This window comes from Pseudomonas sp. PIC25 (assembly GCF_002286785.1).
Taxonomy (GTDB): Bacteria; Pseudomonadota; Gammaproteobacteria; order Pseudomonadales; family Pseudomonadaceae; genus Pseudomonas_M.
In genome coordinates, this window is sequence record NZ_MUJY01000127.1 from 1 (window position 1) to 19,718 (window position 19,718).

General features: G+C 64.5%; 21 protein-coding genes and 1 CRISPR repeat array. Of the genes, 1 reads left to right on the forward strand and 20 read right to left on the reverse strand.

The features are described 5' to 3' along the window. Positions 1-361: 361 nt before the first annotated feature. The 7 genes from BZL41_RS15880 to BZL41_RS15910 form a co-directional block, all read right to left on the reverse strand. Positions 362-694: a Na+/H+ antiporter subunit G gene (locus BZL41_RS15880; protein WP_095600207.1), complete on the reverse strand. Its 333-nt coding sequence runs from the start codon at positions 692-694 to the stop codon at positions 362-364. Between the two features lie 10 nt (positions 695-704). Next, a complete protein-coding gene (locus BZL41_RS15885) occupies positions 705-974 on the reverse strand; it encodes a K+/H+ antiporter subunit F (protein WP_084338136.1) in 270 nt (89 codons plus the stop codon). Continuing rightward, a complete protein-coding gene (locus BZL41_RS15890; protein WP_095600208.1) occupies positions 959-1,462 on the reverse strand; it encodes a Na+/H+ antiporter subunit E in 504 nt (167 codons plus the stop codon). Before BZL41_RS15890 ends, BZL41_RS15885 begins: the two co-directional genes overlap by 16 nt. Next, positions 1,459-2,964, reverse strand: coding sequence for a monovalent cation/H+ antiporter subunit D (locus BZL41_RS15895; RefSeq protein WP_095600209.1), 1,506 nt, complete (start codon positions 2,962-2,964; stop codon positions 1,459-1,461). Before BZL41_RS15895 ends, BZL41_RS15890 begins: the two co-directional genes overlap by 4 nt. Next, a complete protein-coding gene (locus BZL41_RS15900) occupies positions 2,961-3,290 on the reverse strand; it encodes a Na+/H+ antiporter subunit C (protein ID WP_084338142.1) in 330 nt (109 codons plus the stop codon). The genes BZL41_RS15895 and BZL41_RS15900 overlap by 4 nt, the downstream gene beginning before the upstream one ends. 1 nt (position 3,291) lies before the next feature. Further along, positions 3,292-6,084: a monovalent cation/H+ antiporter subunit A gene (locus tag BZL41_RS15905; RefSeq protein ID WP_095600210.1), complete on the reverse strand. Its 2,793-nt coding sequence runs from the start codon at positions 6,082-6,084 to the stop codon at positions 3,292-3,294. 394 nt (positions 6,085-6,478) lie between these two features. Next, a complete protein-coding gene (locus BZL41_RS15910) occupies positions 6,479-6,943 on the reverse strand; it encodes a glycine zipper 2TM domain-containing protein (protein WP_084338146.1) in 465 nt (154 codons plus the stop codon). A gap of 210 nt (positions 6,944-7,153) precedes the next feature. Here BZL41_RS15910 and BZL41_RS15915 point away from each other — a divergent pair, with 210 nt between their 5' ends. Continuing rightward, positions 7,154-7,390 carry a 30S ribosomal protein S3 gene (locus BZL41_RS15915; RefSeq protein ID WP_084338148.1) on the forward strand — a complete coding sequence of 79 codons (237 nt, stop codon included), beginning with the start codon at positions 7,154-7,156 and terminating at the stop codon, positions 7,388-7,390. A 97-nt stretch (positions 7,391-7,487) separates the two neighbouring features. Here the strand turns inward: BZL41_RS15915 and pdxH are convergent, their stop codons facing one another. The 13 genes from pdxH to BZL41_RS29455 form a co-directional block, all read right to left on the reverse strand. Then, complete coding sequence (gene pdxH / locus BZL41_RS15920) at positions 7,488-8,135, reverse strand: pyridoxamine 5'-phosphate oxidase (RefSeq protein WP_095600211.1); 648 nt, start codon at positions 8,133-8,135, stop codon at positions 7,488-7,490. A 47-nt stretch (positions 8,136-8,182) separates the two neighbouring features. Beyond that, positions 8,183-8,848: an OmpA family protein gene (locus tag BZL41_RS15925; protein WP_095600212.1), complete on the reverse strand. Its 666-nt coding sequence runs from the start codon at positions 8,846-8,848 to the stop codon at positions 8,183-8,185. Between the two features lie 297 nt (positions 8,849-9,145). Then, on the reverse strand, positions 9,146-9,574 hold the full coding sequence (locus BZL41_RS15930; RefSeq protein ID WP_095600213.1) for a DUF86 domain-containing protein: 429 nt from the start codon (positions 9,572-9,574) through the stop codon (positions 9,146-9,148). After that, positions 9,564-9,959: a nucleotidyltransferase domain-containing protein gene (locus BZL41_RS15935; RefSeq protein ID WP_095600214.1), complete on the reverse strand. Its 396-nt coding sequence runs from the start codon at positions 9,957-9,959 to the stop codon at positions 9,564-9,566. The genes BZL41_RS15930 and BZL41_RS15935 overlap by 11 nt, the downstream gene beginning before the upstream one ends. Positions 9,960-10,109: 150 nt before the next feature. Beyond that, positions 10,110-10,810: direct repeats of the CRISPR family, unit length 29 nt; unit sequence CGGTTCATCCCCGCACCCGCGGGGAACAC. A 74-nt stretch (positions 10,811-10,884) separates the two neighbouring features. Next, on the reverse strand, positions 10,885-11,172 hold the full coding sequence (gene cas2e, locus BZL41_RS15940) for a type I-E CRISPR-associated endoribonuclease Cas2e (protein WP_095600215.1): 288 nt from the start codon (positions 11,170-11,172) through the stop codon (positions 10,885-10,887). Further along, positions 11,172-12,086: a type I-E CRISPR-associated endonuclease Cas1e gene (cas1e, locus tag BZL41_RS15945; RefSeq protein ID WP_174706176.1), complete on the reverse strand. Its 915-nt coding sequence runs from the start codon at positions 12,084-12,086 to the stop codon at positions 11,172-11,174. The genes cas2e and cas1e overlap by 1 nt, the downstream gene beginning before the upstream one ends. Next, positions 12,086-12,700, reverse strand: a complete 615-nt coding sequence (gene cas6e / locus BZL41_RS15950) for a type I-E CRISPR-associated protein Cas6/Cse3/CasE (RefSeq protein WP_095600216.1) — start codon at positions 12,698-12,700, stop codon at positions 12,086-12,088. Before cas6e ends, cas1e begins: the two co-directional genes overlap by 1 nt. Next, positions 12,675-13,334 (reverse strand): type I-E CRISPR-associated protein Cas5/CasD, encoded by a 660-nt coding sequence (gene cas5e / locus BZL41_RS15955; RefSeq protein WP_095600217.1) that lies wholly within the window; start codon positions 13,332-13,334, stop codon positions 12,675-12,677. Before cas5e ends, cas6e begins: the two co-directional genes overlap by 26 nt. Before the next feature lies 1 nt (position 13,335). Then, positions 13,336-14,475 (reverse strand): type I-E CRISPR-associated protein Cas7/Cse4/CasC, encoded by a 1,140-nt coding sequence (cas7e, locus tag BZL41_RS15960; protein WP_095600218.1) that lies wholly within the window; start codon positions 14,473-14,475, stop codon positions 13,336-13,338. Positions 14,476-14,485: 10 nt separating this feature from the next. Then, entirely contained in the window at positions 14,486-15,031 is a 546-nt protein-coding gene (gene casB, locus BZL41_RS15965) for a type I-E CRISPR-associated protein Cse2/CasB (RefSeq protein ID WP_095600219.1), read from the reverse strand. Between the two features lie 2 nt (positions 15,032-15,033). Next, positions 15,034-16,584, reverse strand: coding sequence for a type I-E CRISPR-associated protein Cse1/CasA (gene casA / locus BZL41_RS15970; RefSeq protein ID WP_095600220.1), 1,551 nt, complete (start codon positions 16,582-16,584; stop codon positions 15,034-15,036). Further along, positions 16,584-18,731, reverse strand: coding sequence for a CRISPR-associated helicase Cas3' (gene cas3, locus BZL41_RS15975; protein ID WP_371916538.1), 2,148 nt, complete (start codon positions 18,729-18,731; stop codon positions 16,584-16,586). Before cas3 ends, casA begins: the two co-directional genes overlap by 1 nt. Next, positions 18,653-19,261, reverse strand: coding sequence for a CRISPR-associated endonuclease Cas3'' (locus BZL41_RS29455; protein ID WP_371916539.1), 609 nt, complete (start codon positions 19,259-19,261; stop codon positions 18,653-18,655). Before BZL41_RS29455 ends, cas3 begins: the two co-directional genes overlap by 79 nt. Positions 19,262-19,718: the final 457 nt, after the last annotated feature.

The following is a 19,718-nucleotide window of genomic DNA, read 5'->3' on the forward strand; positions in this document are numbered from 1 at the left end:
GGCTCCCGGATTGCGCCGAGGCTTATCCGGGCTACGGAAGCTGTGTGTTCGTGTAGGAGCCAGCCCTGCTGGCGAAGCTTCTGCGCTGCCCCATTCGCGGAATGAATTCGCTCCCACGAGACAGTCCGAACCGCTTCTGTGGGAGCGAATTCATTCGCGAACAAGGGGCCGCCAATCACGAATGGGCCCCTCCAACGTAGCCCGAATAAGCGCCAGCGCAATCCGGGTAACGGGCTCCCGGATTGCGCCGAGGCTTATCCGGGCTACGGAAGCTGCGTGTTCGTAGGAGCCAGCTCTGCTGGCGAAGCTTCTGCGCTCTCCATTCGCGAATGGGCTACAGGGGCGCCGTCGAATAGCGCCGTCACTGCTCCCAGGGACGGCCGCGGGTTTTCTCGTCCAGACGCAGCTTCTGCTGCAACGCGGCCTTGGCCAGCATGTGGGCGCTGACCGGCGCGGTGATGAAGAGGAACAGCGTGATCAGCAGTTCGTGCAGACTAAGGCCCTCGCCACGCGCGCCGAAGTAGATCATCGAAGCGATGACCATCCCTCCCACGCCGAGCGTGGTGGCCTTGGTCGGCCCGTGCAGGCGCATGAAGAAATCCGGCAGGCGATACAGGCCGAGGGCGCCGACCAGGGCGAACAGGCTGCCGAGCAGCAGGAACAGGGCGACGATGCCTTCAATCCATTCATTCATGACCGTGCCCTTACTCGATGATGTCGCCGCGCAGGAGATATTTCGCCACCGCCACGGTACCGACGAAGCCCATCACCGCGATCAGCAGGGCCGCCTCGAAATACAGGTCCGACCCCAGCCAGATGCCAAATAGCACCAGCAGGGCGATGGCGTTGATGTACAGGGTATCCAGGGCCAGGATGCGGTCCGGGAGGTCCGGCCCTTTGAACAGGCGCGCCAGGGTCAGCGCCAGGGCGAGCCCGATGATGGCCAGGCAGATCGGGATTACGTAGCCGAGCATGCGAATACCTCCAGCAGCGGCGCTTCGTAACGGGCCTTGATGTCGCGGACCAGTTGCGCCTCGTCGGCCACGTCCAGGGTATGAACCAGCAGGGTCTTCCGGTCGTCGCTGAGATCGGCGGACACGGTACCCGGCGTAAGCGAAATGACGCTGGCGAGCATGGTCAGCGCCAGTTCGTCTTCCAACTGCACCGGGATTTCGACGAAGGCCGGGCGCAGCCGGCTCGACGGGCCGAGAATCAAGCGGGCAACCTGCAAGTTGGCGAGCAGGATGTCCCAGATGACATGCAGCAGGAACAGGCAGAGCTTGACCGGCTTGCGTATCCGCGGCGGGTTGATCCAGAACACCTGGGTCACCAGCGGAATCAACCAGCCAAGCAAGGCACCGAGCAGCAAATGACCCAGGCTGAAGCCATTGATCAGCAGCAGCCAGACCACCAGCAGACAGATGCTCAGCAAGGGGTGGGGCAACCAGCGACTCGGTTTCATGTCGCACCTCCGGGAGTCAGGATCTGCCGGTACAGGTCGAGGTCATGCAATTGCGCCGCGGTGGCCTCCAGATACTCCAGCACGGGATGCGCGAAGGCCACCAGCAGCGGGCTGAGCAGCAACAGGCCGATACAGGCCAGCAGCCCCCTGCCGTCCCGTTCGGCACTGCCGAGCACGGTCAGACCGGTCCGCCAGAACAGCGTGCTGCCGGCCCGGCTGAAGGCAATCAGGCTGCCGAGGCTGCCGATCAGGATCACCGGCCACAGCAACACCGCCTGCGGTCCCGGCTGCAAGGCATGTAGCAGCAGCACCTTGCCGAGGAAACCGGAGAGCGGTGGCAATCCCACCACTGCGATGGCGCCGATGAAGAACAAGGCGCCCAGCACGTGCGGTTGCAGCAGCGCGGGACCTTGCAGCAACAGCCCGCCCTTCACGCCCCGCTGGCGGGCGATCAGATCGGCGAGGAGGAACAGCGCACCGGTCGCCCAGGTGGTGTGGATGAGGTAATAGAGCGACGCCGACAACGCCTCCGGGGTGCCGATGGCGATACCGGCCAGCAACGTGCCGACGGAAACGAGCACCAGGTAGGCGATCAGCTCCTGCAGGCTGGTCGCCGCCAGGGCACCGATGACGCCGACAGCCAGGGTCAGCAGTGCCAGCGGCCAGAGCCAATCCAGCGCCATGTTCGCCAGCGAGCCCGCCTCGGCACCGTAGATCAGCGTATAGACCCGCAGGATCGAGTAGACCCCTACCTTGGTCATGATGGCGAACAGCGCCGCCACCGGCGCAGTGGCCGAGGCATAGGTGCGCGGCAGCCAGAAATACAGCGGCAGGAAGGCCGCCTTGAGGCCGAACACCACTAGCAGCAGCATCCCTGCAGCACCCAGCAGCGGTGCCTGGTCGGCGCTGGCCTCGGACACTTTCACCGCCAGGTCGGCCATGTTCAGGGTGCCGGCGATGCCGAAAAGCACGCCGAGGGCAATCAGGAAGAACGAGGAGCCAACCAGGTTGAGCACCACATAATGAAGCCCGGCCTTCGCCCGCTCCGGCCCACCGCCGTGCAACAGCAACGAGTAAGAGGCGATCAGCAGAATCTCGAAGAAGACGAACAGATTGAACAAATCGCCGGTGAGAAAGGCGCCGTTGATACCCATCAACTGGAACTGGAACAGCGCATGGAAGTTGCTGCCACGGCTATCGTCGCCGCGCACCGCGTAAAGCAACGAAAACAGCGCCAGCAGTGCGGTGATGAACAGCATCAGCGCACTCAGGCGGTCGAACATCAACACGATGCCGAACGGCGGGCGCCAATCGCCCAGCGCGTATACCTGTACCTCTCCACCGCCGGCCTGGACGATCAACCAAGCGCTGACGGCCACCTGCAGCCCCACGCTGAGCAGCGACAGCCGTCGCTTGGCCGGCATCCCCAGACGGGCACCAAGCAGCAACAGGCTGCCGGCGAACATCGGCAGCAACACCGGCAGGATCAACGCATGATTCATGGCCTGGGCTCCCGGCCGTCCACGTGGTCGTTCTTCAGCTCACCCAGGCTGCGCAGGGACAGCACCACGACGAAGGCGGTCATGGCGAAGCCGATCACGATGGCGGTCAGCACCAGGGCCTGGGGCACCGGGTCGACATGCTCGGCGCTCTTGCCGATCACCGCCGCCGCGCCCGTTTGCAGCCGGCCCATGGCGAACAGGAACAGGTTCACCGCGTAGGAAATCAGCGTCAGGCCCATCACCACCGGGAAGGTGCGCGCCCGCAGCAGTAGGTAGACACCGCTGGCCGTCAGCACGCCCAAGGCAATTGCGAACAATGCCTCCATTTCAGAGCACCTCCTTGCTCGCCCTCTCCTGGGTCAACTTGCCCAGGTTGGCGAGAATCAGCAGCGTCGCCCCGACCACCGTCAGGTACACGCCCAGGTCGAACAGCATGGCGGTGGCCAACTCGACGTCGCCCACCAGCGGGATATGGAAATGACCGAACGCCGAGGTCAGGAACGGTCGACCGAACAACCAGCTGCCGACGCCGGTCAGGCCGGCGATCATCACACCGCCCCCGGCGAGGAAGGTGTAGTTCAGCGGCAGGCGCGATTGCGTCCACTGCACCCCGCTGGCGACGTACTGGAGAATCAGCGCCACGGCGGTGATCAGGCCGGCGATGAAACCGCCGCCCGGCAGGTTATGCCCACGCAGGAAGATGAACACCGAGACCATCAAGGCCATCGGCAGCATGACCCGCGACAGGGTCGAGAGAATCAGCGGATGGCGGTCACGGGCCCAACTACGGCCTTCCGCATCCTCACCCGGCTGGAACAGGCGCAGCCCATCGAGCATGGCGTAGATGCCTACCGCCGCAATGGCCAGTACGGTGATCTCGCCCAGGGTATCGAAGCCCCGGAAGTCCACCAGGATCACGTTCACCACGTTCGCCCCGCCGCCGCCCGGCACGCTGTTCTCGAGGAAGAACGCGCCGATGCTGTCGTAAGGCCGCGAGAGCACAGCGAATGCCAGCAGCGCGACGACCACGCCACTGACGATCGCCAGCACGAAATCGCGCAGCCCACGCAAGCTGCTCGATTCCCCCGGCGTCGCCGACGGCAGGAAGAACAGCGCGAGCATCAGCAGGATGATGGTCACCACCTCCACCGACAGTTGGGTCAGCGCCAGGTCCGGTGCGGAAAAGCGGGCAAACGCCAGGGCAACGAACAGGCCGACCACGCTGAGCATCACCAGCGCCACCAGTCGCTGACGATGGAACACCACCGTGGTCACCGCCGACAGTGCCAGCAGTACCAGCCCCAGCGCGGTGACCCCATCGATCGGCGTCAGCTCCCGCGGCCCGCTCAGCTGCGGCAACGGACCGAGGGCCTGGGTCACCACCACCAGGCCGGCGCCGACCAGCAACGCCAGATAACGCTGCAGGGAGCCGCTCTCCAGCCAGCCTGTCAGCCGCACGCAGCCTGCCACCAGGCTTCGCACGCCACGCTCGAAGACCAGCTTGGAATCCACTTCGGGCAGGCCGGCGTACCAGCGGAACAGTGGCTGTCGGCACGCATACACCAGAATCCCGCCGAATAGCGCGACGAAGCTCATCACCAGCGGCAGGTTGAAACCGTGCCAGATCGCCAGGTCGTACTCCGGCAAGGTACCGCCCAGGCTGGCCGAAGCCGCAGAGGCCAGCAACGGCGCCACGGTGTAGCCGGGCAGCATGCCCACCAGCAGGCAGAGAAACACCAGGATTTCCACCGGCACCTTCATGTAGCGCGGCGGCTCATGAGGCGGGAACTTGGGCAGGTTGATTGGCTCGCCGTTGAAGAACACGTCGTGGATGAAGCGCAACGAATAGGCCACCGAGAAGACCCCTGCCAGGGTCGCCGCCGCCGGGATGACCCAGTTGAAGCTGCCCAGCAGGTGCTGGTGAAGGGTTTCGCTGAAGAACATCTCCTTGCTGAGGAAGCCGTTCAGCAGCGGCACGCCGGCCATCGCCGAGGACGCCACCATCGCCAGCACCGCCGTGTGCGGCAGGTACTTCCACATACCGTTGATACGCCGCATGTCGCGGCTGCCGGTCTCGTGGTCGATGATCCCGGCGGCCATGAACAAGGACGCCTTGAAGGTAGCGTGGTTGATGATATGGAACACCGCCGCCACGGCCGCCATGGGCGAATCGAGGCCGAACAGCAGCGTGATCAGCCCGAGGTGGCTGATGGTCGAATAAGCCAGCAAGCCCTTGAGGTCATGCTGGAACAGGGCCATGCAGGCGCCGACCAGCAACGTGGCGAGACCGGTCAGGCTGACCAGGTAGAACCACCACTCGGAACCGGCCAGTGCCGGGTATAGCCGCGCCAGCAAAAATACCCCGGCTTTCACCATGGTGGCCGAATGCAGGTAGGCGGAAACCGGCGTGGGCGCGGCCATCGCCTGGGGCAACCAGAAATGGAACGGGAACTGCGCCGACTTGGTGAACACCCCGAGCAGCACCAGCACCAGGGCGACCGGATACAGCTCATGGGCACGAATCGCGTAACCCGCGGCGAGTACCTGGGACAGTTCGAAACTCCCGGCGATATGACCCAGCAGCAACACACCGGCCAACAGCGCCAATCCGCCGCCCCCCGTCACCGCCAGCGACATCCGCGCGCCCTTGCGGGCATCCGAGCGCTCGCCCCAGAAGCCGATCAGCAGAAAGGAAGACAGGCTGGTCAGCTCCCAGAACACCAGCATCAGCAGCAGGTTTTCCGACAGCACCACCCCGAGCATGGCGCCCATGAACATCAGCAGGAAGGCGAAGAAGCGCCCCATCGGCTCCTTCTTCGCCAAGTAATAGCGGGCGTAGAGGATAACCAGCAGGCCGATACCGAGAATCAGCAGCGCGAAGAGAAAGCCCAGGCCATCCAGCCGCAAGCTGAGGTTCAGGCCCAGCTCCGGCAACCAGGTCACACGGAATCGCAGCACTTCGCCGGCGAACACTTCCGGCTGCATCGACAGTAGCAGCACCAGACCGATCAGGGGCGCCAGCGCCGCCCCCGCGGCACAGGCCGATCGACCGAAACGCTCCCCGAGCAAGGGCAAGAACACGCCCAGAAATGGCAAGGCGACAATCAGCGCAAGCGCCATGAGCAAACCCCTTATGCGATCCGTCGGTGCCTGCCGCCAGACATCCGCGGAATCGATCCGCTTCCGGCCCGGCATGACACCGGGCTCGCTTCTGCATATTCACCCAAGTTCACCTAAGCCATTGTCGGCACAGGAGAACTCACCGATTATCCATACCTATCGGTGCAGCGTCATGAATTGAATTATTACTAAAACTGTGAGACGGAGGCTCTCGGTCAACCCGGCAATACACCGACGACCGGCAGCCCCGTCCCGGATATCGCTCCGCCTTCCGCGGTGGATCAGCCGCTCATGCGAAGAAAGCCCGCAAGCGGGCCAATCGGTGGGCGTCAATGCGAATTCCGACGCCCGGATACGACGAAGCCGGAGCAGCGACACCGCTCCGGCTTCTCGATCAATGCGCTACGCGACTGGTGCCATTGACGGTCAGGATGCGCACGCGCTCGCCGACCCGGAAGACTTCATTGGGCTGCACCTCCTGTACGTAGGCGCGCATGGTGCCGTCGTCCTCGCGAACGGTGATCTCCACGCCCTGGGTACGGGTGATGCCCTCTTCCGCCGCCGCGCCGAGCAAGCCACCGGCCACTGCCCCGATCACCGCAGCCACCGCGCTGCCGCGTCCGCCACCGACGCCGCTACCGGCCACGCCACCGACCACCGCGCCGGCGCCAGCACCGATCGGCGTCTTGGTGCCTTCGATCTTCACCGGCCGCAAGGACTCGATGGTGCCCATGCGCACGGTCTGCACGGTGCGCGCCTCGTCGCGGCTGTAGGTATCGCCGGTCAGACTGGAGGCGCAGCCTCCCAAGGCCAGCGTCACCGCAGTGAACGAGGCGACCAGCAGAACGGACTTACGCATAGCAATTCCTCCAGATGGACAGATGCCCATTAGACCCCGCCGCTCATCCCGCTGTCACGGCGGACTCTTCACAAAATGCATGTCATTCAAGCTTCGTACAGCTTTTCCGCCATGCAAGCCGCTCGGAGACACCCGAGGTTCCCCCTCTCGGAGGCACTTCTAGCCAGTCGTGGAATCGGCTAGGGTGAGCCTCCGCTCGAGAGGATTCCAATGGATTACTTCATTATCGTAGTCGTTACCGTGGCTGGCCTGTACTTTCACTGGTGGCTGTATGTGCGCATCAAGCGTTGGGTGGACCGCGACCTGGCCCTGTCCATGGCCGGGCAGGACCCGACCAAGCGTGACTACATGCTGAAGCGCCTGGAAGAAGCCCGTGCGCAAGGCATCAAGCGCAAGGACTTGCCGAAGTGGCTGGAACAGGCCGCCGCCGACTACCGCGCGCCATGATGTATTGCGCGGCGATAAAGGGCGAATAAATCCGCCCCTACAGGAAAACGCCACCCTATGAGTTAGGCCCCAGCACAATACGGGGCCATGTCTCGACTCAGGGCGCCAACCGCTCCCGCACCCACTCCCCCGCCTGCAGGCGGTAGTTCAGGCGGTCATGCAGACGGCTCGGACGGCCCTGCCAGAACTCGACACGCTCGGCCAACAAACGATAACCGCCCCAATGCTCCGGACAATGCGGCGCCTGGTTGAGGAAACGGCGCTCCGTTTCCGCCAGCAGCGCCTCCAGTTCGGCGCGATCACGGATCACTCGGCTTTGTGGCGAGGCCCAGGCGCCCAGGCGGCTGCCCAGCGGACGTACTTGGTAATAGGCATCGGACTCGGCCGGACTGACCCGCTCGATCCGGCCTTCGATCCGCACCTGGCGCTCCAGGCTCGGCCAGAAGAACGTCATCGCGGCGAAGGGATTGGCCTTGAGCTGGTCGCCCTTGGCACTGTCGTAGTTGGTGAAGAAAGTGAAGCCGCGGTCATCCAGCCCCTTCAACAAGAGCACCCGGCAATGCGGACGGCCTTCGGCATCCACCGTCGCCAGGCACATGGCGTTCGGCTCCACCGGCGGCTGCTCGGTCTTCACCGCATCGGCGAACCATTGCTGGAAAAGCGCGAAAGGCTCATGGGGAGCCTTTTCTTCGCTGAGGCCGTCACGGGTATAGTCACGGCGCATGTCGGCCAGGGTCTGGGTCATAGGGGCGCTCCTTCTGGACAGAGGCCCCTAGCTTACCCAGCCTGGACTTACTTGGCTTGATCTGCGGCAACGACCTGCGCAACCTTGGTCGGCTGCGCCGCTTCCGCTGCCGGGGCCGGCTGGGCATACTTGGCCACCAGCGCCACCAGGGTCTCCTGCGGAGTGAGAATGACCTCCACGCGGCGATTCAGCGAACGGCCTTCCTTGCTGTCGTTGGCGGCACGCGGCATGTCGGAACCCACCCCCTTGAGCATCAGCCGGTCGCGCTGCAAGCCGCTGAGACGGAAGATCGCCGCCACAGCCTTGGCCCGGTCCTCGCTCAGGGTCATGTTCGCCTTGGCTTCCCCGCTGCTGTCGGCATGACCGAGCACCAGCACGCCAGTCTTCGTGTCGCCCTCCACCAGCTTGGCGACCCGGCTGAACGGGCCGAGGGTCACCGGCATCAGCATGCTCGGACGATCGGGGTTGAAGGAATAATCCACCGGCGCGGTCACCACCAGCACGTTCTCGCGGCGCTCCAGCTCGAACTTGCTTTCCTTCAGCGCCTCGCGCAGTCGCGGTTCGTACTCATCCAACCAGGCCTGGGTGACTTTGACGTCGATCTTCGCCGGCTCGGCCTTGGCTTCCGCCTGGGCCTTTTCGTCACCGCCGAAGAGCGAGCAACCAGAAACGGACAACAGCAGAATGAGGGTGGCGCTCTTCAACAACTTCATGAAAGGGGTCATCCATCTTGTTCGAGTTGGAAACCAAGGCCACGAACGCGGCGGCTCACTTGAGGTGCAGTGTTGAATTGTGAATGCAAGTGATTAATTGGCAAGGCCTTCGAGACAACAACTGACGAACGGAGGAAGAGGTCCTCCGTAGCGCCTGGATGCTCTGTATAGGAGCCAGCTCTGCTGGCGAAACCTTGGTGCAGCCCCATTCGCGAGCAAGCTCGCTCCTACAAGAGCACCGGCTCTTTGCCGTGGGAGCGAATTCATTCGCGAAGGCCGAAATGGGCACCACAACGCTCAATCGCCAGGGTTCCCCGCGTCACGGCGCAGGATCGTCGAGCTGAACGCGAGAAACTCATCGAGGTGCCGCGTGATGATGGCAACCGTGATCGGCAATTGCAGCGTCTGGTATTCATGCACTGCAATGTTCCGAAAGCCCACCATGTTCTTCAAGCCCGCCGCCAGGGATGCCTCGATCCATCCCCCTCTGGCCAGCAACTCGAAGACATCCCGCGCACTCTGGGGAACGCCGAGGCGTTCGCGGCGGATCAGGTGCTGCCCCATATCCAGTGCCGCTTCGCAGGCCCGTTGGATATTCAGGATCGCCGCATCCTGGCGGGTGGAATCCAATGCGAAACTGGCAGGATCCTTGGCGTACTCCTCACGAGCCCGCGCCACACATCGCTCGATGCTGGCCGCCTTGTTGACCAGCACATCATCGACCATAAACCCTTCCTTCTTTCCGAATATCCTCCAGCAGCCCGCTTCGGGCGCTGTCCAAGGCCGTTTTTTCGCTGAGGATAAAACTCTCGAATACCCCGACCCGAGCATCCACCGCCCACAGTCGCTGGCCAGTCACGATCACTTGGTACTGCATCACCGTGGACGCCGCCCGCAGATCGAGCAAATCCACCGACGCCCCTGCCAGATCGGCCAACTCACCGGCGATCTCGAATAAACGCAATGGATCGACCCGACCGGGGGCCAACACAGCCAGATCGACATCGCTGCCCGCCGTCGCCATCCCCGTGGCCTGACTGCCGAACAGATAGACCGCCAGCAGATCGGGCAGCCGTTTTCGCAGGTGTTTGAGCAGTGGATCGGTATTCATAGCGCCACCTTAGGGCGAAATCGGTGCGGGGGCAAAATCTAATATGAATGCCTCCTTGGGCTCGACTGGCCAGCGTACGTCGGGCCAGCAAACGCACCCCCGCGCCTGCGGGGAGTATATGGTGCCGTGGCCGATTTCGATGATCCCTCAGGGTTCATCCCCGCACCCGCGGGGAACACGAGAGCCAGAAGTCGAAACCGGCGTTGCCGGACGGTTCATCCCCGCACCCGCGGGGAACACGCCAGGGTCTGGTCGAGGCTGAGATTGGAGGCCGGTTCATCCCCGCACCCGCGGGGAACACCGCCCGTACCGAACCCCGAACCCAACAATCTGCGGTTCATCCCCGCACCCGCGGGGAACACTTCAGCAGGGTGCAGAACGTCACCGCTCTGCGCGGTTCATCCCCGCACCCGCGGGGAACACGCTCTCAGGTAGCGCTTCATTGGCTGAGTATCCGGTTCATCCCCGCACCCGCGGGGAACACCCGGTCTGCACCGCACCAAAGCGCTTCGCCTGCGGTTCATCCCCGCACCCGCGGGGAACACTCGATGCAGAATGCCTGCCAGTACCCATCCTTCGGTTCATCCCCGCACCCGCGGGGAACACCACGGCGCCGTCGATCTTGTTGTCGTTGCCCTGCGGTTCATCCCCGCACCCGCGGGGAACACATCCTCCTTACTCTGCCAAATATTCCGCTTACCGGTTCATCCCCGCACCCGCGGGGAACACTCAATGATCTAGGTTAGACACAGACGAGATAGCGGTTCATCCCCGCACCCGCGGGGAACACCGTTAAATAGCTTGAGAAATTACATTAAGTGTCGGTTCATCCCCGCACCCGCGGGGAACACACTTCCAGTAACTCCTTGTTCTATAAGGATAAAAAACCGCCAGAAAAATCTACCGAAAAAATGGCTGGGAAATGTCACTCGACAGGATGGAAGGCCACCAAGTGCAAACCATCGAACTCCACAGGCAGGCGGCGGTTGGGGCCGAGGGTCTGGAACTCGTAGCCGGACTCATGCTGGCTGGCCCAGGCCATGACGACACTGCCATCCTCATAGCCCTCTTTCAGTTGCTCCCAGAGCATTTCCCGCGTGCGCTTGGAAACGTCGCCGATGTAGACACCGGCCCGTACTTCGAGCAGCCAGATAGCCATGCGGCCACGCAGACGCGGCGGCACGTTTTCCGTCACGACCACGACGAAACTCATCACTGCGTCCTGTGGCCGGCGTCGCCGATGCTTTCGGGGTTGGGAATGGCCGGCGGTACCGACTCGGGCGGCGCCTCCGGTGGAGAAATGCCGCCTGCGGCCAAGACCTCTTCGATGGTGGGAATGATCCGCGCCAGCAACTTGCTGGAGCGAAACACATCGCGACAGGCCAGGCGCACCTCGCGCTCCGGCTGGGGCGGCGACTTGGCGGCGATACGAAAAGCCAGAGGCACCACGGTCTCGAACTTGAAGAGATCGGCAATATCGTAGACAAACGACAGCGGCTTGCCGGTATGGATGAAGCCCACCGCTGGCGCATAGCCCGCTGCCAATACCGCCGCCTCGGTGATGCCATACAGGCAACTGGTGGCAGCGGACAGGCAGCGGTTCGGCACGTCGGCCGCATCCCACTCCTGGCGATCGTAGTTACGCGCCCGCCATTCCACGCCATATTGTTTGGCCAGGAGCCGATAAGTCTCGCGCACGCGAGCCCCCTCGATGCCCCGTAGCTGTTCGACACTGCGCTTGGCCGGTGCCGGCTCCTGGAAGCGCAGCTCGTACATCTTCCGCACCACCTTCAAGCGCAACTCGTCATCCAGTGCCAGCTTCGCCTGATAGAGCAACCGGTCGGCACGGGCGCCTCCCGGCTGGCCGCTGGCGTAGAGCCGTACCCCGGCCTCCCCCACCCACACCAGCAACGTACCGACCGTGGAGGCCAGATGGACGGCAGCATGGGACACGCGCGTACCGGGCTCCAGCATGATGCACGCCACCGAGCCGACCGGAATGTGCATGCGCACGCCGTTCTGGTCGATGAGCACGAAGGCGCCATCCTGTACGTCGATCTGTCCGTACTGGACGAAGATCATCGAAACACGATCCTTCATGGGCAGGGGCTTCAGCGGGGGCAACATCAGCCAGGCGCCACGCTGAGCAAACCGCAACCGAAAGCCTTGGCCGGCCCTATGCCAGCAACCAATGCCCGGCTGAAATCCTCCGCTCGCTCGACCCGCAAGGCGCCCTCGAAGCACACCCGCTGGATTTGAATACGCCCTTCCCCTTTGCGGCTGGACAACAGATCACTGGAAGTCACCAGCGCACCCTCGACGGAAAAACCGTGGCGCTCCCCTTGCCGCCCCAGCCAGGACAGTTGTTCGGCTTCGCCGACCAGCCCGTAGCGCTTCCCCAACCGAGTCACGGTCGGGTTGGCCAGCAACCGGAAACGGTAGCGACGACCGCTCCCCACCACCCCCTCGAAAGCAAGCCGCTTGGACTCGACGGAATGCCGCAGGTAGTTCGGCATCGCGTCTAGAAAAGCCCAATTTCCCTCCGTTGCGGCCTGCACCAGCACGATGGGTGTCGTCCAGGCACCGCTGCCGGCTTCGAGCCGCCAGAGAAAACGCAGCGGTGCGCTGTGTTCGTCGGCGGCGAAGGCCCTCGCCAAAGTGCGGTGCATTTCATATGCGTCGCTCAAGTCTCGACGGGCTTGGGCGCTGCGGGGATCAAGCGTCAGTCTGGTCAGGTACATGCAGCACTCCCGATTTCACGAAACGCGGACCAAAGCGGCGCTCGGCGAACGGCGCCACCGGTTGATCCAGCCGCACGAACCCCTCCCGGGCGTCCTCCAGCAAACAGCGAACCGGCTTCCCCCGATCCGCGAACTGCACGGTCGCCAGCCGGGGGTACTCCGCAAGCGCCTGTTCGAGGCCCAGCGACGACAGCCCGTCCGCCAGCCATACAGGCAGGCCGGGAGCGAAACTCTTCCGTCCCAGGGATAAAGGCCAGACGGGCGCACGCAAGGCCGCGTGAATCTGCGCCAGCAGAGCGTCGTCACCCTCCAGCCCGGCCAGAAACGCCGCATCGGACAGGTAGAACCGTGGGCTGACCACGGTCCGCCGCAGATCAGGCTTGCCACTGGCGATCAGCACACCGGTCGCCGTCTGGTAGTCCCGCATCGGGATGCCTTCCCGATCCACACGGATACCCAGGCGCAGAGCCGCCAGGTCTTCGACCGGCTCCCGCCGATCACGCCCGAGCGCCGCGCACACCAGCCCCAACACGCCCGACTTGGAAGGCTCCAACTGGGTGTCGCGCTCATCGAACCGGCTGGTGGTTCCCCAGGACTGCATCGGCCCTTGCAGTCGCATCAGCAAGGTCGCCATCTCAGGCTCCGAGCCGGTCGGCAACCTGCATGCAGACCCAGGCCGACAGGTCATCCAACCTGCCCACCCGGTTGCCAAGCTGCTCCGGCCAGGTATCGGTGAGATCCAGGTAGGCCCAGGTATCCCGGGAATCGGCATACACCGGCGCCAACTGACGTTCATGTGCGGCCAGCGCAGCCACCGACTGAGCCGTCAGCGGCTGGTCCGCCCGCGGCGCCACCGGCCGTTCGAATGCGTTGGCCAGGCTCATCGGCGCCCCATGGCGCAGACAAACCCCGACGAAACTCGGCAGGTTATGGGCAGCGAACGTGTTCTGCTTGCCGGTCGGGATGGCCCGGACCATCGCCTGGGTAAAGGCGCCAAGCGCCGACAAGGCCAGCTCCCGATCCTGCTGCAGATTGTCGAGCAGCTTGTGGGCATCCACCACGGCATAGCGGTAGAAAGTGGCCGAGTTGAATTCCACCTGGCCGATCATGCCGGCGCCGGTCTCGGCAGGCCCACCCTCGTCATCCACGGCGGTGAAATAGTCGAACTCCCGCTCGACCCGGTGCGTGCTGATCGCATGCGCCACCTGGCAGGCCGCATCCTGGTTGACCTCCGGCATGTCGGCGAGCATCCGCCCGAAGAGCGCGACATCCACCGCCTTGCCGCCATCCAGCAATGCTTTCGCTTTCTTCTGTACATCGGCCGGGGCGCTGGCCTTGGCCTCCTTCTTCCCCTTCTTCTCGCCACCCGGCGCGCCCGCCAGCTCATCCCAGTGCTGCTCGATCAAGGCAGCGAACCCGGCGATCTCCGCCTCGCCCAGAAACAACAGGTACTCGGTCTTGCCGTCATCCTTCAACTTGAGGCCAGCCGCCGCCAACGCAGTCTCGATGCGCGCCTCTGCCTCGGCACGATCTCTTCCGGCCAACCGCTCCAGCAACAACGCCTTCAGCTTCTTGGTGCGCACGCCGCGAAACTCCGGGGCTACCAGCGATTGCTCCTGGGCCGTCAGGCGAATGGCCCGTTTGAAGCACTGGCTACTCACACGCGCCCGGCGATGGCCGCCGAACAGCGCATCCTTCGGGGCACCGGTGTCGTCGCGGTTGAGATTCGACGGAGCGAAGTTCTGGATCAGGTGAAATTCAACGAACAGACTCATGATGTCCCTCTCAGTCGTTGGCAGAAGTAGAAGAAGCTTCAGCCGGTCGGCCCTCGGCCGCCAACGCCCGGTAGAAATCCCGTGCCCAGTGCTGGCGCACGCTGTCTCGCCACTCGCTATCGAATGGGTTCAGCCAGGCGGTCAAGTCCCTGAGCAAGAGGCCGTAATCCAGCGGCCGATCGTCCGCGGCCAGCAGGCTCACGATCTGGCGCAGATAGACGGCGACGTTCTCCGCGTCGGCCCCCAGCAGCGCGACGAAGCGTTGCTCGATGCTCCCGCTTTCGCGCTCACGCATCAGCGACCCCAGGCTGCTGGCGAGGCTTTTCCCGCCCTGATGAGGATGCAACGCATACAACCCGGCCACGATGTACAGCGCCAATCGCGACGCATCCCGTGCGTGGCGTTCCGGTGAAACGAAGCGTTCCACGAAGGGATAAGCCGGCGGATAACCACCCGGCTCGAACGCCAGACTGCGCCGCAGCGTTGCCAGAGCCCCACGGTTGCGCTGATTCAACTGCTCCAGATGCGCAACGAACCTCTGCGCGTACTCGCTCATGCTCAAGCCTCCTTGGCGGCCGGGGAAAGGGAGTGATCCGCAGCGGGCAGAAAGGCTGCCAGGCGGGCCCGGAAGCGCGGGTAGGCCCTGGCTTCGGCACGTAGCGCCGCCGGGGAGCGGCCGAGCGTTTCGACCAGCGCCTCCCAGGTCGCCCAGGCGGCCTCCTGCAGTGTGCGCTGCCACAGCGCCTCCGCCGCATCGGGGTCGCCTTTGCCCAGCAACGCCATGAGCTGGCCCAAGGACCGTTCCGCCGCAGAGAAATAGAGAGCCGTGGCCGGGCCGCCATCGAACAACGCCCGCGCCCGGCTCCAGGTGTCCTTGCTGCCCGGATCGGGCAAGGTATCGGCGTACATACCGGCAGCCACCTTGCGGATATCGCCGAACAGTTCCTCCGCCTGGCGTACCAGCCGGCGCAGCTCCGCGGCATGATCCGGCGAAGCCAGCAGCGCGGTCGGCAGGCTGAAGCGCTCGGCCCGCCAGCGCAGCAGCTTGGCCTGATCGCTGGCCAGACCAGCCACCAGTACGGCCTGCTCGGAGCCCCCGCACATCAACTGCAGGTTGGCCGCGAAACGCAGCACCGCCGCGGGCTGCGAGGCCAACCCTTCGGCGTCCGGCAACAGGGCAGGAAGATCGCGCCAGAAGGCCTTCCCCTCGGTGAATGTCAGGCGTACCAGCCCATTGCTCCCCCCGCGATAGCTCGCCATGAAATCCGGCGCCTGCGGGTCATCGGCCAGGGCGACGCCCGCCGCGAAACGCACGCTCGCCACCTTGCCCTGCCCATCGGGTACGAAAAGCACGGCACGGCTCAGGCGCGTATAGCGATCATCCGGCCCCGTCGCCAAACGCGGATCGGCGCGGAGCATGCCGATATCCGGCGGCGCCCCTTCCCAGCAGGGCACATCGTCATGCCCCTCGGCGGTAGGCGGATGCAGTGCCAGGCACAGCGTTTGCGCCAACGTCTCCCCCAGTGGCAGAACGGCAGCGGTATTCGCCAAGGGGCCGGCCTTGTCCGCATCGCGCAGTGTTTTCACCAGTCCTCCGGGGGTGAACTGCAGAAACCCCAGCAACGTACGCACGGCCTCCGCCGGAGCGATGCTGCCTGGGGAAAGGTCGCAGGAATGATCGAACAGTACCGGCGTGTTGCCGTTGGCGCTGGCCAGGGAAATCTGCGTCCAGGGCTTGAGCTTGTCGCAGGTTTCCGGCGCCTGGGCCAGCGCGGCCACCTGCATGAAGGGGTACTCAGGGTGAAACAGCCAGAAACGCTCGCGCCAGTGCTCCAGATAGTCGTGGATCGCTTCCAGCGGCAGCCCCTCCCGGTACCAGCGCACCCGGTCCGTATCCTTCCAGCGCCCGAATGCCCCGACCAAGGCCCGGTGGGTGATGGCGAGCAACACACGGTACTGAGCGATCAGGCTGGGCGGCGCGGTTTCCGCCAGCGCACCGATCTCGCCGGAGCGCGCGAACAGCTCCCGCAACCCCAGCACACGCACCTCGCCATTCATCATCCGCACCGGCAGCCAGGGTTCGTCGAGCAGGTTGAAGGCAGGGCTCATCATAGGTCCTCGGTCCGTGGGGAACTGTCTTTCTCGTACAACACCCCTTGCTCCTCATCCAGCCGCACCGTCAGCGAACCGATGACATACCGCTTGTCCGTGAGGGGCAAAGGCTTCAAATGACGCAGCAGCGGGTGCTCGGTGAAGGCGGCCGGTGCTTCGATACCCTGGAAATGCTTGACCACCGCCGCACGGCTCAGCCGGAGCTGTCGCGCGAAAAGCAACTTGGCCCAGCCATCCGGCATCGGTCGCTCCAGGTCGAAAACGGGCCCATCGGCAGTGATCGCCCATCCGCCCTCCATCTCATGCACGGGCACCAGCCCGATGGCGTCGTCGCCGAGACGGGTTCGGTTGGTCAGCCCCAGCCCTTCGCCCTCTTCACTGCCTCGCGGTTTGCAGACGTATGCGTTCTGGGGCTCCTCCGCCGGGTCCAGGGCAATATTCAGGGACTGCTGGCGTTCCTGGGTGCGCCGGGCGAAATGCTGCCCCAACGCCTCGCCCTCGATATAGCCACGCGCCTGCTCGTCCAGGTCCGCCGGTAGCTCATCGTCGTCATACACGGCTTGCACCAGGCGATCGATATCGTCCGGCAACTGCAGCACGGCCTCGCGGGAAAGCAGGGCCCAGGTACGCCCCAGGATGTATGGCTCGTAGACGAACTCCCAGGCGGTGGCCGTCAGTTCCGGCAAACGCTCCGGCAACAGGCCCGCAACGAACAGGCGCGCCTCCTCATGGGCGGCGGGCCTCGTCCGCTCGTGCCGATGCAATCGGCCGGCACGCTGCAAAATCAGGTCGACCGGCGCCAGGTCGGTGAGCATGAAATCGAAATCCACGTCCAGCGACTGCTCGGCCACCTGCGTCGCCACCAGCAGCGCCCGCTGCGGGCGCGAACAGCCCGGGCCGAAGCGCTCCAGCACTGCGCGCTCCCGTTCGGCCCGCTGGTCCGCCGGGAACCGTGCATGGAACAAATGCAGCTCCACTGCTCCATCCAATCGCTCACGCAGCAACCGGTATATCCGTTGCGCACGATCCACCGTGTTCACGATCAGCGCCCCGCATCCGCCCGCCGCCACCTGCCCGGCTGCGCAGGCCGCGAGGCTTTCCTCGTCCTCGGCAAGCGGCTCCAGGTGAATCGGCGGCAACCGGCGCGAAGCGAACGTAGCGCCCCGCAGCCCCGCATCGTCCGCCAGCAGCAACCGCGGGTAACTCAAATCCGGAACCGCCTCCGGCGCAACGCCCCAGGCACGCAACAGTGCCATCCGCCGTTGCGCCGGCAAGGTGGCGCTCATCAGCACCACCGAACTGCCCAGCGCCTTCAGCCAACGCAGCAAGGCCTCGATGAGGCCACTGGTATAGGTGTCGTAGGCATGTACCTCATCGAGCACCACCACCCGGTTCGATAACCCCCACAGGCGAACGAAGTGATGCTTGACGTTGAGGGTCGCGAACAGGGCCTGGTCGATGGTCCCTACGCCGTAAGGCGAGAGCAGCGGGCGGCGGCGCTGCGAAAACCAGGTGGACGACGCGACACTTTCACCCGGCGCACCGTGAATGTCGTGCAGATGCTGGACACGCTCATCGAACCCCGCCCCGCCGTGTACCAGTTGCACATCCAGCGGCACATCGCCCGCAAACGCCCCGAGAAAAGCCAGCGCCCTGCCGAATAGAGCATTGCCGGTCGCCTGGGTAGGCAAGGCGACATACAGCCCCCGATGCCGGTTGGCTGCCTGCAAACGCAAATGGGCCAGGAAGGCCAGTTCCGTCTTGCCCTCCCCCATCGGTGCCTCGACCAGCAACAGCGCCGGCCCTTGCACGTCTTCGAGCAGGCGGTCTCCATATTGCTGCAGCGGACGGGCACTGACCGCTTCCTCACGCCGGACAATCCGGCCGATCAGCCGGTCCGTCGAGTCGGGCTCATTCAACAAGGGCGAATGGGACGACCAGCCAATAGCCGCGAGGGCTTCACCCGCCAGGCCCTTGGCTCGCTCGAAGTGTTCGACCAGCGAATCGGAGCGCTCCTGCAAAGGAAACCAGACGGGATTGGAGCCGATCCAATCGGCCACGCTGGTCAGGCCAGCCAGCCACTCCACCGCGGGAGTGGACAGCCCGACGGCATCCGGCAGTCCTTGGGGGCCAGCGCATTCCAATAAGCCTCGAACAAGCATTGCCGCGCCGCCGCCCACTCCGGCGCTTCGAACGGCGGCTTGGCCCGCTGCATTTCAGGGATATCGAAGTTGTAGCCATGGTGAGCACTGATGGCTTGGAGCACGCCCCAGACCCACATCAGCTCCAGCCCAAGGCGAGGAAGGTGGCCCCAGAGCAGCGCCGCGCTGGCGCGGGCATGGTCGGTAACGCTCTGCGACCGCTCGCTGAACGACAGCCCCACGGCCTCGTCATCCAGTTGCCCCTGCGGCCACTTGCTCTGGAACCCGGGAATAGCCTTGCCGAAGTCGTGCAACCCAACCAGGGCCGCCAGCCAGCGCACGGCCTCCGCCTCGGGGAGTCCGAATGCCTGGGCCGCCCACTGGCGAGACCGCTCAGGCTCGTGTTCGAGCAGCACCTCGGCCACCGCCGCCACGTCCAGCATATGCGCCAGCACGCCATGGCCGGCCGCCTCACCGCTCTTTGCCCAGAAGCGCCGGGCACGAACATCCAGTTCCGAAAACAACGCAGCCATGCGAACGAATCCCTTCCCTCAGCGAGTCCATTGATGGGGCGAAGCAGAAGATGGCCACATGCTATACCCCTATTTCCAGAAGGGTAAAGCCCTTATCCCGAGGATGCGACCACGTAACGCAGCGTAGTTCATCTCGACGCGCTTGCAGCGCGACCTGTGAATAGCTTGAGGCGTTTCGCAATTTGGGGGCATCCCCGCGGGTGCGGGGAACACGCTGCCAGAGCAAGGGGGAAGAACCGTACGGACGGTTCATCCCCGCATCCGCGGGGAACACACCAGTACCAGCAGCACCAGTTAATACAAAATCGGTTCATCCCCGCACCCGCGGGGAACACTACCCGGGCCGGTACAGCTTCTGCCAGGCCTGCGGTTCATCCCCGCACCCGCGGGGAACACCACTGGTGAGATCGCCGTCATGGGAACCATCACGGTTCATCCCCGCACCCGCGGGGAACAC

What these genes read in the sequence shown, in the direction of transcription:
- BZL41_RS15890 (WP_095600208.1), bottom strand. Translation starts at nt 1,462, where the DNA reads ATGAAACCGAGTCGCTGGTTGCCCCACCCCTTGCTGAGCATCTGTCTG.
- BZL41_RS15930 (WP_095600213.1), bottom strand. Translation starts at nt 9,574, where the DNA reads ATGGTCGATGATGTGCTGGTCAACAAGGCGGCCAGCATCGAGCGATGT.
- BZL41_RS15925 (WP_095600212.1), bottom strand. Translation starts at nt 8,848, where the DNA reads ATGAAGTTGTTGAAGAGCGCCACCCTCATTCTGCTGTTGTCCGTTTCT.
- BZL41_RS15935 (WP_095600214.1), bottom strand. Translation starts at nt 9,959, where the DNA reads ATGAATACCGATCCACTGCTCAAACACCTGCGAAAACGGCTGCCCGAT.
- casA (WP_095600220.1), bottom strand. Translation starts at nt 16,584, where the DNA reads ATGAGCCCTGCCTTCAACCTGCTCGACGAACCCTGGCTGCCGGTGCGG.
- BZL41_RS15885 (WP_084338136.1), bottom strand. Translation starts at nt 974, where the DNA reads ATGCTCGGCTACGTAATCCCGATCTGCCTGGCCATCATCGGGCTCGCC.
- cas5e (WP_095600217.1), bottom strand. Translation starts at nt 13,334, where the DNA reads ATGGCGACCTTGCTGATGCGACTGCAAGGGCCGATGCAGTCCTGGGGA.
- casB (WP_095600219.1), bottom strand. Translation starts at nt 15,031, where the DNA reads ATGAGCGAGTACGCGCAGAGGTTCGTTGCGCATCTGGAGCAGTTGAAT.
- cas1e (WP_174706176.1), bottom strand. Translation starts at nt 12,086, where the DNA reads ATGTTGCCCCCGCTGAAGCCCCTGCCCATGAAGGATCGTGTTTCGATG.
- BZL41_RS15905 (WP_095600210.1), bottom strand. Translation starts at nt 6,084, where the DNA reads ATGGCGCTTGCGCTGATTGTCGCCTTGCCATTTCTGGGCGTGTTCTTG.
- BZL41_RS29455 (WP_371916539.1), bottom strand. Translation starts at nt 19,261, where the DNA reads ATGGCTGCGTTGTTTTCGGAACTGGATGTTCGTGCCCGGCGCTTCTGG.
- cas7e (WP_095600218.1), bottom strand. Translation starts at nt 14,475, where the DNA reads ATGAGTCTGTTCGTTGAATTTCACCTGATCCAGAACTTCGCTCCGTCG.
- cas6e (WP_095600216.1), bottom strand. Translation starts at nt 12,700, where the DNA reads ATGTACCTGACCAGACTGACGCTTGATCCCCGCAGCGCCCAAGCCCGT.
- BZL41_RS15880 (WP_095600207.1), bottom strand. Translation starts at nt 694, where the DNA reads ATGAATGAATGGATTGAAGGCATCGTCGCCCTGTTCCTGCTGCTCGGC.
- cas2e (WP_095600215.1), bottom strand. Translation starts at nt 11,172, where the DNA reads ATGAGTTTCGTCGTGGTCGTGACGGAAAACGTGCCGCCGCGTCTGCGT.
- BZL41_RS15900 (WP_084338142.1), bottom strand. Translation starts at nt 3,290, where the DNA reads ATGGAGGCATTGTTCGCAATTGCCTTGGGCGTGCTGACGGCCAGCGGT.
- pdxH (WP_095600211.1), bottom strand. Translation starts at nt 8,135, where the DNA reads ATGACCCAGACCCTGGCCGACATGCGCCGTGACTATACCCGTGACGGC.
- BZL41_RS15895 (WP_095600209.1), bottom strand. Translation starts at nt 2,964, where the DNA reads ATGAATCATGCGTTGATCCTGCCGGTGTTGCTGCCGATGTTCGCCGGC.
- BZL41_RS15915 (WP_084338148.1), top strand. Translation starts at nt 7,154, where the DNA reads ATGGATTACTTCATTATCGTAGTCGTTACCGTGGCTGGCCTGTACTTT.
- BZL41_RS15910 (WP_084338146.1), bottom strand. Translation starts at nt 6,943, where the DNA reads ATGCGTAAGTCCGTTCTGCTGGTCGCCTCGTTCACTGCGGTGACGCTG.